The 11,722-nt window shown below is 62.5% G+C and carries 9 protein-coding genes; 6 read left to right on the forward strand and 3 right to left on the reverse strand.

Annotated elements, in window-relative coordinates; translation table 11 throughout:
- Window positions 1-17: 17 nt before the first annotated feature.
- Both MST27_RS11555 and MST27_RS11560 read right to left on the reverse strand, forming a co-directional pair.
- Complete coding sequence (locus tag MST27_RS11555; protein ID WP_243606089.1) at window positions 18-995, reverse strand: hypothetical protein; 978 nt, start codon at window positions 993-995, stop codon at window positions 18-20.
- A gap of 421 nt (window positions 996-1,416) precedes the next feature.
- A complete protein-coding gene (locus MST27_RS11560) occupies window positions 1,417-2,262 on the reverse strand; it encodes a CAP domain-containing protein (protein WP_243606090.1) in 846 nt (281 codons plus the stop codon).
- A gap of 176 nt (window positions 2,263-2,438) precedes the next feature.
- Here MST27_RS11560 and MST27_RS11565 point away from each other — a divergent pair, with 176 nt between their 5' ends.
- From MST27_RS11565 to MST27_RS11590, 6 genes are all read left to right on the forward strand, one after another.
- Window positions 2,439-3,146: a response regulator transcription factor gene (locus MST27_RS11565; RefSeq protein WP_243606091.1), complete on the forward strand. Its 708-nt coding sequence runs from the start codon at window positions 2,439-2,441 to the stop codon at window positions 3,144-3,146.
- Window positions 3,146-4,477, forward strand: coding sequence for a sensor histidine kinase (locus MST27_RS11570; protein WP_243606092.1), 1,332 nt, complete (start codon window positions 3,146-3,148; stop codon window positions 4,475-4,477). The genes MST27_RS11565 and MST27_RS11570 overlap by 1 nt, the downstream gene beginning before the upstream one ends.
- 127 nt (window positions 4,478-4,604) lie before the next feature.
- The gene (locus tag MST27_RS11575; protein WP_243606093.1) at window positions 4,605-6,653 is read left to right on the forward strand and encodes a TonB-dependent receptor domain-containing protein; all 2,049 of its coding nucleotides are present in this window, start codon (window positions 4,605-4,607) and stop codon (window positions 6,651-6,653) included.
- Between the two features lie 128 nt (window positions 6,654-6,781).
- On the forward strand, window positions 6,782-7,063 hold the full coding sequence (locus MST27_RS11580) for an iron transporter (protein ID WP_275973201.1): 282 nt from the start codon (window positions 6,782-6,784) through the stop codon (window positions 7,061-7,063).
- Window positions 7,060-8,643: a PepSY-associated TM helix domain-containing protein gene (locus MST27_RS11585; RefSeq protein ID WP_243606095.1), complete on the forward strand. Its 1,584-nt coding sequence runs from the start codon at window positions 7,060-7,062 to the stop codon at window positions 8,641-8,643. Before MST27_RS11580 ends, MST27_RS11585 begins: the two co-directional genes overlap by 4 nt.
- Entirely contained in the window at window positions 8,640-8,975 is a 336-nt protein-coding gene (locus MST27_RS11590; protein WP_243606096.1) for a DUF3325 domain-containing protein, read from the forward strand. The genes MST27_RS11585 and MST27_RS11590 overlap by 4 nt, the downstream gene beginning before the upstream one ends.
- Before the next feature lie 423 nt (window positions 8,976-9,398).
- Here the strand turns inward: MST27_RS11590 and MST27_RS11595 are convergent, their stop codons facing one another.
- Entirely contained in the window at window positions 9,399-11,453 is a 2,055-nt protein-coding gene (locus MST27_RS11595; RefSeq protein ID WP_243606360.1) for a TonB-dependent siderophore receptor, read from the reverse strand.
- Between the last annotated feature and the right edge of the window lie 269 nt (window positions 11,454-11,722).

Below are 11,722 nucleotides of genomic sequence, written 5' to 3' on the forward strand. Positions count from 1 at the left end.
TTTCGTTGCAGTACGCTTTACTGGTTCTGCGTCACGGTCGCCAGGTTGCCGCTACCGCTCTGCATGATGAAGGCGAGGTTCGCCTGCATGTCGTTCTGCATGACGGTGGCCTGGTTGTAGGAACCCCCTTCCTGGATGACGCTCGCATACTGCTCGTTACCGGTCTGGTCGATATCGATCGAGTTGTTCGAACCGTCGTACTGGAACGCATCGACCGTGAGCGCGTCACCATCCTGGGCCACATCGACGCTGTGGTAGTCACCTGCGGACATGCCCCAGATTTCGTTGCCGTTGCCCGCCTGGCTGAAGTCGCCGGTGTTGTTGTCGCCCGCCTGGGTGAAGTAAAGGTCGTTCGCCGAACCGGTTTGCGCAGCGGTCAGATCGTTCCCATCGCCGGCCTGAACTGCGAAAGCCGTCGAGTCGCTCGAGCCCGTCTGGTTGATGGTTGCGTCGTTGTAGTTACCGTACTGCTGCACGTAGCCTTCGTTGCCCTGACCCTCAGTCTGCTTGATGGAAGCAGTGTTCCAGTCGCCGACTTGGTAGGTGCTCGCCAGGCTTTCGGTCTCGCCATACTGATCGATGCTGGCCTGGTTGTTGTTGCCGTCCTGATACTGCTTAGCCTCGACGCTTGCCGAATGCTGCTGGGACACGCTGGCGTTATTGCCAGAGCCGTTGGTCTGGGTTTGCTCGGACAGGGAGCTACCAGCTGTGGCGAATTGCTTGACGTAGAGCGTGTTGTAGCTGGAGGTGTCAGTCTGGGTCTGCTCGGCCTTGGCGAACGAATCGGTTTCCTGGTAGATCTCGACCGTGTCGTTGTTGCCGTGCTGATACTGCTCGGCGACGTTTCTGCTGGTGCCGTACAGGCCCTTCTTCTGGGTGACGGTCGCGGTATTGTAGTCACCCGTCTGCACCTGGCTGGAAGTGTCGAGATCGGCAAAAGCCTGGGTGGCGGCGAGGGTCAGGATGGCAGCTGCGAGCGGTTTGCATTGGAACATGAGTCATTCTCCATTGATTATTTTTGGCTCTACTTCCTTACGGCACGGGCTGGAGCCCGTGCGTCATGCATCGAATCAGGCGAAGGCCTGGGACCGATGCAGGGCGGGCACAGCTGAAAGCCCGACTCCGCAGGTGCGCCGTCGCAGGCACACCAAGCCCGCGGCAGCGCCAGGCGCATGCTGCCGATCAGACAGATAGTTGACCGCGCGACCTACTCGGCGGAGGGCGCCGGTTGCCGCGATGTGGCGAGGCAGGGAAAAAGGCGGGTGACGCTGCAAGTCGTGCTCGGCGGATGAATCGGTGGGCAACCGCATGGGGCATCCTGGCGTCCGTTGTCAGGACTGTGATCTTGCGCAAGGTCACCTAGCGTCGAAATCCATCCAACGGCTGAAAACAACCGAAACCGGCGGCCACCTGCCGCTATTGGCCGCCGAAGACAGCCGTCCAGTAGATGCCCGCGTCGCTCTGCGGATCGACTGCATAGGCGGCGCCCAGCTCGCTGAAAGCCGGGTTCATCAGATTGGCGCAGTGGCCCGGGCTGGCCAGCCAACCTTCGACGACGGCGCTGGAGCGATCCAGCGCCGCAGCGATGTTCTGCCCGACCTGAGCACCGGTGTAGCCGGCCAGCTCGGCACGATCGCCCGGCGTGCGTCCATCACGGTCGAGCGGGCCGAAGTAATTGCCGTTGGCCATGCCCCGGCTGTGCCGTTCGGCAACCTCGGCGAGCGTGCCGTTCCAACGCAGCGGTCGGGCCGCGGCAAAGGGGACGCCGCCACACTGGCGCGCCTGCCCACGCGCGCGGTTGAGCTCATCGAGCAGCATCTGCCCTTCGGCTTGCGAATCTTTCAGGTGAGCGCCGAGCAGTGGACGGGCCAGGACGATACGCCAGTCGCGCCCTTCACGGCTGACACCGATATCGGCGAACTGCGGATCGAGCACCACCCGGCAAAAACTTTCCCGCAACGCCTGCATTGCAGCCTGGGCGTCCCGCGGGCCGGACAGGCTGATGGCCTGCACGTTGACCATCGGATAGCCGGCACGAGCCAGCGAGCCCTGCAGGTCACCGGCCCCGGTGGCCGGCAGGATAAGGCGCACATCGAGCGCCAGCGGCGTCAGCTCTTCGCTCGACCCCTCTGCGCAACGCTGCACCTCGCTGCGGTAGGTATTGATCGCCTCGATCAGTTGCGTCTCCTCCCCCGCCGCACTGGCGATACCGCTGCCAGTCGCCAGTGACAGGAAAATCAGGATCGAGGGAAACGCGCGCATGAAAGCCTCCAAATACCCGAATGGCTGGGCGAGACGCCGAAGATGCACCGTCCGGCCGCCTTTCGTCGAGCCCCGTCTGCGCAAAAGCGCGCGTCTGCCGCCGTTGTCGCTGCGTAGCCCCTTGCGATTGGCATGCCGGCGCATTTTATAATCGTTCTTATTTGCACGGTATCCGCATGTCCGCTCCGGCCCTTCGCCAGATCCTGGCGATCGAGGATGATCCCGTCCTCGGCAAGCATCTGAAAACCTCTCTGGAGGGTTGCGGCTTTAACGTGACCCTGACCGATAACGGCACGACCGGCCTGTCGCTGGCCCGTGATACCGATTTCGACCTCATTCTGCTCGATGTGATGCTGCCCGGCCTCGGCGGGATGGAGTTGCTGACCGAGCTGCGCTCACGCCGGCGCACGCCGGTGTTGATGATGTCCGCGCTGGGCAACGAAGCGCATCGCATCCAGGGCTTCGACAGCGGCGCCGATGATTACCTGCCCAAGCCGTTCAGCCTCGAGGAGCTACAGGTGCGCATTGCCGCGATCCTGCGTCGGGTGGCCTACGAACGCAGCGAGCGCAGGCGCATGCCGGCTGCCAACGACGACCTGCTCCGGTTCGATGATCTGCGTAGCGATATGCGCTACGAGGGTCGCTGGATCGGCCTGACGGCAACCGAGTACCGGCTGCTCAAAGTGCTGTACGAAGCCAACGGCGAGGTGCTGAGCAAGCCGTTCCTCTATCAGCAGGCGCTGCGCCGGGGTTACTCGCAGCACGACCGCAGCCTGGACATGCACATCAGCAACATTCGCCGCAAGCTTGCGCGTGAGCAGGTCGCATTGAGCCTGGAGTCGGTCTGGGGCAAGGGCTACGTACTGGATCGGCCGGCCCACTGATGCCCAATCGTCATTCCCTGTTCTGGCGATTGGTCGTTCTGGTCGCCGGGTTCTGTCTGGCGATGATCTGGGCCAGTGGCTATGTCAGCCGTCAGATCGACCGAAGCACATCCTACCTGTCGCCCGAGGCGCTCGAAGTACTGGCCGGCTACGCGGAGCAGGCCGAGGCGGCGCTCGAGCAGGGCCCCGAAGCCCTGGCGCGCTGGCGCGAAACGGTCGAGGCGCGCGAGTCGAGCTGGCTGGTGATCGTCGATGCCAAGCTTCAACCGCTCGGCGGCCAGCAGCTCAGCGATGAGGCGCGCCAACAGCTGATGTTCGTCCGGCACTACGCCTGGCCAATGAGCCGGCGCTTCCAGGGACTGCCGCTGATATCGATTCCCATGCAAGAGGCTCGTGCGCAGCTGATCATGCGACTGCCAGAGCGCTTTCGGCCCTGGCGCAACCATGCGCTGCTGACGGCCGGTGCGGTCTACCTGGCGCCCGTGCTGCTGTCGGTACTGTTCTGCGGGATCCTCTACCGCCTGCTCGTCTCCCCGCTCGAGGCGCTCAGGCGACAAGCCAACGCCGTACGCGGCAATCGCCTCGACTCGCTGCTGCCAGCCACGATCGCCCATCGCAGCGATGAACTCGGCGAACTCGGCCGTTCGCTCGAATACCTCACGCGCCGCCTGCGCGATACCATCGCTCAGCAGCAACAACTGCTGCGTGACCTGTCCCATGAGCTACGCACCCCGCTCAGCCGCCTGCGCGTCGCCTGTGAAACGCCGTTGAGCGCCGAGGAAATGCGCCAGCGCACCGACCGCGAGGTGGTCGGCATGCAGCAACTGGTCGACAGCACCCTCGAGTTCGCCTGGCTCGACAGCGAGCAACCCCGCTTCGAATGCGAGCCCGTCGAGGTGGCAGCACTCTGGGACGTACTGTGCGAAAACGCCTGTTTCGAAGCCGGATGGCCCCGCGAGCGCATCCGCGCCCTGGTGCCCGAGGACTGCCGCGTGCTCGGCAATCTCAATGCCCTGGCGCAAGCCATGGAAAACATCCTGCGCAACGCGATCCGCTATTCACCGGCACAGGGCCAGGTATGCCTGACCGCCCACCGTGAAGCCCGGCATTGGCGCCTGAGCATCGGCGACGAGGGGCCGGGCGTGCCGTCCGATCAGCTGGGCGTGATCTTCCATCCCTTCGCCCGCCTCAGCGCCGCACGCCCCGGCGGTGACGGCTTCGGCCTCGGCCTGGCCATCGCCCGCAGCATGGTACTCATGCAGGGCGGCGAGATCTGGGCCGAGAACGGTGCTCCCGGCCTGCGCATGAACATCCGCCTGCGAAATGTATAGATTGTAAATGCGCTTTACTCTCAAATGAGAATACTTAGCATTACTGCCGACTTTGCGACTGTACCGCCGTCCGATCCCTGACGCCCTGTGCCGGACGGCGTAACGCCACTCAAGGAGACTGCAGTAAATGGTGATTTTCAATCGGACCCGGCTGGCTTGTGCAATCGCCCTGACGACATATGTCAGCGTGCCGGCTCAGGCCGAGGACGCGATCGAGTTGCAGCCCACCACGGTGGTGACCGCTGCCGGTTACGAACAGAACATTGCCAAGGCGCCCGCCAGCATCTCGGTGATTACGCGCGAGCAGCTGGAGAAGCAGTCCTACACCAATGTCGTCGATGCGATGAAGAACATTCCCGGCGTCTACGTCACCGGGGGCGGCAACATGCAGGACATCAGCATCCGTGGCATGACCTCTTCCTACACCTTGTACCTGGTCGATGGCCGCCCTGTCTCTGCCGGGCGCTCGGTGAACACCAACGGCAGCGACGGCGGCAAGCAGATCGGCCTGCCGCCGTTGGCCATGATCGAACGCATCGAGGTGATCCGCGGGCCGATGTCCTCCCTCTACGGCTCGGAAGCCATGGGCGGGGTGATCAATATCATCACGCGCAAGGGTGGCGATGCCTGGGCCGGCACGGTCAGCACCGAATACAGCCATTCTCTGAACGACCTCAATGAGGACGAAGCGACCACGAATTTGTACCTGGGCGGCGCCCTCGTTCCGGGCCTGCTGGGCGTCAAGTTGAACGGCAGCTACACCCGCGCGCAGGAGAGCGAATTCGCAGGTGGCAGCGATGGCGCGGCCAGCATGCCGGATAGCCAGCGCAGACAGGGCGGCATCGAGTTGTATCTCACGCCGGACGAACAGAACCGGTTCTCGGCCAGTTACCAGGCCGCGCGCCTGAACGAAACCCACCATCCTGGCGAGAGCGTCGACGTCACGGCGGCCAAGAGCACCACGGATTATGAAAAAGACATCTACGTGCTGGCCCACGACGGGCACTACGGAACCTGGCAGGTCAGCAGTTACCTGCAGCACGACTCGTCCGAGCGGGTGCAGGACCTCACCAAGCGGGAGGAAATCACCACGTTCAATACCCAGGCCAGCTACTTCTGGGGATCGCATGTCTTTACTGTCGGCGGCCAATACAAGTACGAGGACTTCACCGACAAGTCCAACGGCCTGTTGACCTCCAATATCGACGGCGCCGTCGCCAGCGTGGACCGTTGGCTCGCGGCGGTCTTCGCCGAGGCCGAATGGGGCGTGACCGAGGACCTCGCCGTGACCACCGGGCTTCGCTACAACGACGACGAGCTCTTTGGCGGCTACCTATCGCCGAGGCTCTATGCCGTGTACCAGTCAACCGACAATCTGACGCTCAAGGGCGGGATTTCGACAGGCTACAAGCAGCCAGGCCTGTCGGATGCCACCGAAGGCTTCGGTCGCGGCACGGGTGGCGGTGGCTCCCCGGCGCCCTACCCTCGCGCGCTGATCATCGGCAATCCAGACCTGGAACCCGAGACCAGTACCAACTATGAGTTGGGCTTCAACTACGACAATCCCGAGTTGGGCTTCAACATCAGCGTCATGGCCTTCCATACCGTCTACAAGGACAAGATCGCCGAGGAACGGCTCTGCCAGACCGACCCCGATGGATCGAGTGCCAACAGGAACAATGTCGCGGCCTGGTCCTGCAACTTCGGCGGCAACAACTACTACTTCCTGAGCACCCGGACCAACGTCGACGAGGCGACCATGCAAGGCGTGGAATGGACGCTGGACTACGACTTCCGACCGAACCTGCGCCTTAGCACCAGCTACACCTTTACCGAGTCCGAGCAGAAGACCGGCGAGTTCAAGGGTGACCCGCTGAACAAGCAGCCCAAGCACATGGCCAACGCCTTGCTCGACTGGCAGGCCACCTCGCGCCTCAACGCCTGGTTGCAAGGCAACTACCGAAGCGAGACGAGCGACTACATCAGCCGCACCAGCATGTCGGACGGCACGCCAGGCTATGGCTTCTTCGATGCCGGGGTGGTGTACAAGCTGACCCGCAACGTCGACGTCAAAGCGGGCCTCTACAACATCGCCAACAAGGAAGTCAGCAACGAAGACTATGAGGTGGTGCTCGACGGTCGCCGACTCGTTGTGGGCATGACGGTCGATTTCTGACGAACCCGCCGTGGCGCGCCCGGCGCGCCGCGGCTGTATCTGCAACTGCCCGAGCGCCGGACGCGTATCGGGCGTTCTTCGTGTGGACCCTCCACCGGGAGCCCTCCGTGATCCGATCAGCCGCGCTCATGCGCAGCGCCTGGCCTGAGCGCCTGGCGCGCATCGTTCTCGCTATCCTTGGCGGCTATGCCTTCACCTACGCTTTCACTGCCGCGCTGGCCCGATTGCTGCCGATGGCCCGTGTCGATGCGCTGGTGACCGCCTCGCTGCTTTCCTTCATCGTCTACCTGGCGTTCCTGCTTTGGGCATTCACCGCGGCCTCACTGCGCCGCGTGACGCTGGCCATGGCCGCCGCGATACCCCTCGCCGCCATCGGCTTCTGGCCGCAGGTGCTGGAGCTGTTGTCATGACGCGTAGCCTGACGCAATCGATGTCCACACTGCACACCTGGAGCGGCCTGCTGCTCGGCTGGGTACTGTTCGCCATTTTCCTGACCGGTACGCTCGCCGTGTTCGACAAGGAAATCAGCTGGTGGATGCAGCCTGAGCTCGCCGATCGGTCGTCGTCGGCAGCCGAGGCGGCGAACGTCGCCCAGCGCTGGCTGGCGGCGCATCACCCGGACGAGTCGAACTGGAATGTCAGCTTGCCGAATGAACGCTCCCCGGCGCTGGCCGTCTCGGTCGGCGAACGTCGCCGCGGCAGCGGCAGCGACCTGACTCACCTCGACCCGGTCACAGGTGAGACCGTGGAGCCGCGCAAGACCATTGGCGGCAACTTCTTCTTCCGCTTTCACTTCACGCTGAACATGCCTCGCCTGCTCGGCGTCTGGATGGTCGGTTTCGCCGCAATGGCGATGCTGGTGGCGCTGATCAGCGGCATCGTCATCCACAAGAAGTTCTTCAAGGAATTCTTCACCTTCCGCCCCGCCAAGGGGCAGCGCTCATGGCTGGACGCCCACAATGCCAGTGCCGTTCTGTTGCTGCCCTTTCACCTGATGATTACCTATACAGGCCTGGTGATCTTCTTCCTGCTCTACATGCCAGCGGCCGTCGATGCGCTGTATGCCGGCGATCGCCAGGCTTATTTCCGCGACGCCCAACCGGCGGGCGCCGTTGAACCCAGTCGGCCGCAACCGCAAGCCCCGCGTGGCCCCGACCGCGAGCAGGCGCTCGACGCACCGCAGGCCCCGCTGGTTGCCTTGGGCAACATCGTCAGCCAGGCCGAAGCACATTACGGTCGCGGCATGCTCGGCGGCCTCGCCGTCAGCAACCCCGGCCATGCCAACGCTGAAGTCACGGCACGTCCCGTCCTGGGTAGCCGGATCGAGCTGACCAAGGGTGAAGGCCTGGTCTTCAACGGCGCGACAGGCGAACTGATACGAGCACCGCAAGCGTCGCGCACCAGCCAATTGACCCAACGCGTCATGGCGGGGCTGCACTTCGCTCAGTTCGGCGGATATCCGATGCGCTGGCTGTACTTTCTCTGCGGTCTGGTCAGCAGCGCAATGATCGCAACGGGCCTGGTGCTTTACACGGTCAAGCAACGCAGGCAGGCCAAGGCCAACCCGACCTTCCTGCGGCTTGTGGAAATACTGAACGTCACGGCCGTTGCCGGCTTGTCCGTGGCCTGTATCGCACTACTCTGGGGCAATCGCGTCCTGCCGGCGGAGATGCCGGGCCGGGAGTCCTGGGAGCTTCGTGTGTTTTTCGGCGTATGGGCCCTGAGCATGTTGCACGCCTGGCTGCGCCAGCCGATGCAGGCGTGGCGCGAGCAGCTCTACCTCGCCGCCGCGCTGGCCCTCAGCCTGCCACTGCTGGACCTGGCTACCGGTGGCCTCGATGGGGATGGGACGCGCCTCGGGTTGCTCACTGGAGTCGCGCTCATGGGGCTACTGCTCGGCTGGACAGCCTGGAAAATCCCCGCAGTCGTCGCGGCGCGCAAGGCACGAGCGGCATCATTGAAGCGCCCGGTTCAGGAGGTCTCGTCATGAGTGGCTCCGCACTGTTGGCGAGCCTGTTACTGGCCTATACCGGCATGCTGGGCTTCTGCCTGGGCAAGGAGAAGCACTGGAAGCAACTAGTGAGTCCTCGGGTACCGGCTCGGCTTCGCCTTCTCTGCATACCGGCAGGCGCGCTGGTACTCGGCCTGGCACTTTACGCCGCCAACCACGTTTGGCCTGGTGGCATGGCCTGGGTTGGCTGGTTCGGCGCCATATCACTGACCGGCTTCGCCCTGCTCCTGCTGATTCCCTATGTGCCCCGCGTGACGACGGCGCTACCGCTGGCCGGCGGGCTGATCTGGGCAATCGGCGCGCTACTCTGAGGTGGGCTTGCCGTAACGGGTGGATCGTGCGGCAAGCAGTCGTCAAACCAAGTCATGCGGACCCGACCCGATCGCCCCTATCCGCAATGCCGACACGCCACTTCAGCACGCAGCGGGCGAATGAATTCGCCCCTACGTTTCGGCGCATTGCGCCTGTGGCGCCGCATCCTATTAGCGGGTCTGCATTCCATTGCGTGAGCCTGTGGAGCGAACCTGCTCGCCAATCGGCCAGAAGCACTCCCCGGCCACCCCCTCACCTCGGTGCAACGCTCGACCAACGAAAACGCCGCGAAAATCGCGGCGTTCTGCGTACCCCTGGATCGCCGACGCCAAGGTCGCGAGGTCCAGTCAGGCGATGAAGCTTTTCCACTGCCAAGGCGACCCAGACCAGGCCGGAGCCTCGCCTGGATCGAAAGGCAACGCTTACCAATTGTAGCTTACTTTCGCAGTGATTTCGCGACCGGGGTTGTAGTAGTCCGCCGTGCCCGAGCCAACCACGTGCTGCTCGTCCAGCAGGTTGCTGACGTTGATGGCCAGATCGGTGCCTTTGGCGATCTGGTAGTTGAAGGCCGCGTCGAAGAGCGTGGCGGCGTCACTCTTGCCGGTGTCGTTGAAGGCACCAAAGTAATAGGCGCCGACGTAGCGGGCACCAAGGCCAACACTGACATCCGTTCCCGGCACGTTGTAGTAACTCCAGAGCGAGGCCGAATGCTTGGGCACGGAGACGAACTCGTTACCCTTGATTGATACAACCTCATAACCTGCTCCTGTCCAGGACTGCAGCGCACCGCGGAGCACTTCGGTGTCCATGTAGGAATAGCCGGCTATCAGGGTCAGGTCCTTGTTCAGCTCTGCCTTGGCCTCCAGGTCGAGGCCGCGCACGCGCTGCTCACCCACCGTTTGTTGGTCGATGAGCCCGTTGGACTGAACCACTGCGATCGCGATGTCTTCCTGCGTCAGCTCGTAGATTGCGGCCGAAAACAGGGCGTTCATCTCCACTGGAGAATATTTCACGCCCACCTCGTACTGCTTACCGCGCTCAGGCGTGACACCCAATTCAGGTGGGGAAACGGACTCCACATAACTGACGTAGGTAGAAACCTCGTCGTTTAAAACATAGGTCAGAGCACCGCGAAACGAGTTTTCCGAGAAGCTATCTGAAGTCTTGCTGCCGGCGAGATAGTCGGTTTCCGACAAGTCCATGGAGTCATTGCGCATACCGAGCGTGACGATGAAGCGCTCGTAGAACGACAGGTTCTGCTGCAGGAATACCGATTTGACCGTGTTGTCCTGATCCCTGTCCTGATAGACGATTGCAGGCGAAACGCCGCGGTAAACCGGGTTGGTCACGTCGATTGGATCAGCGGCGCCATATACGGAGACATTCTCAGTAGACGCATCGAGATACTCGACACCCACGACGCTGCTGCTATCGATGTTTTCGAAGCGCGCATCGTATTGCAGCATCACATTGCCGTTGAACTGCTCACCTTCGCTGTCGAAGCCGAGATAGCCTCGGTCGACCAGGTTGCCGGTTCGACCAGCATAATCGTTGATGTAGACATAGCCGTAGGCATCGGTCAGTTCGCTATGGCGCAGGTTGCTTCGCAGCGTGAAACCATTGTCGAAATCATGGCTGAAGTTGGCGCTGATGTTGGTGCGCTCGACATCGTGGAAGTTGTAACTCGGCTCGCCGAAGAACTCGTCGCGGTCATACTCCCGATCCTTCGGGTAGCCACCACTGTTGGGCGTATTGTCCTGGCGCAGGTGATCCACTATCAAAGTGGCCGAGGTGAAGGCGGTCGGCGCCCAGGTCAGGCCGCTCATCAGCAAGTTGTTGTCGTCTTGAGAATGGTCGTATTCGCGGTCGCTGTCCTGCAGCTTGCCAGTGAAACGGTAAGCCAGAGTCTCGCTTTCGTTCAGCACGTCGCCGACGTCCACGCCAGCTTCCTTGTGGTCGAAGGAACCGTAGGTCACGAAGCCTTGCCCGAAGCTTTCGAAGCGCGGTTGCTTGCTCACGAAATTCACCGAGCCGCCTGGGTCCGCCGGCCCGAACAGCGTGGAGTTGGCGCCGCGCAGCACTTCAACTCGCTCATAGGCGAACGGTTCTTCACGAACACCGCGCATCGAGCCCAGGGTCAGCCCGTCACGATAGGTCGTGGCATCGAAGCCACGGATCTTGAAGTAGTCGTTGCGATCGTCCGTGCCGTAGAAATCGGTGATGACGCCCGGCGTGTACTGCAGCACTTCTTCGGTGGTACTGGCGCTGCGCTGCTCGATTTCCTTCTGTGTGATGACTGAAACCGAGGCCGGCGTATCGAGAAGGCTGGTCGCCACCTTTCCGCCTACCCAAAGCTCCTTGGCGACGACCGAATTCGCATCATCATCGGCAGAGGCCTGCGCATTGACGATGACCGGCGCGAGGCGATAGGGCTCATCGGACTTCGTTTCGCTCGTGCTTTGCGCATTGCCGGTCATGGGCGCGGCAACTAGGGGCGCGCAGCACAGGAAGGCGGTGGTGGTGCGCCGCCAGGGTGTGTGCGGCCTGTCGAAGCCCGTTTTACGACGTTTCATTCTCGATCCCCCAGTTGTTCGTGGTGGCAACCGCGCACCGTTTCGTTTTTATTACGCGAAAGCCCTTCATTCGCGCCAGCGGATAATAATCACTCGCGAACAAGAGGTGTAATCATTTATCGTCTAATCGAGATGACGCACGAACAGGTCACCGAACACGAACCTGGACCGCT

This window comes from Stutzerimonas marianensis, from assembly GCF_022810315.1.
In the GTDB taxonomy this organism is placed as follows: domain Bacteria; phylum Pseudomonadota; class Gammaproteobacteria; order Pseudomonadales; family Pseudomonadaceae; genus Stutzerimonas; species Stutzerimonas marianensis.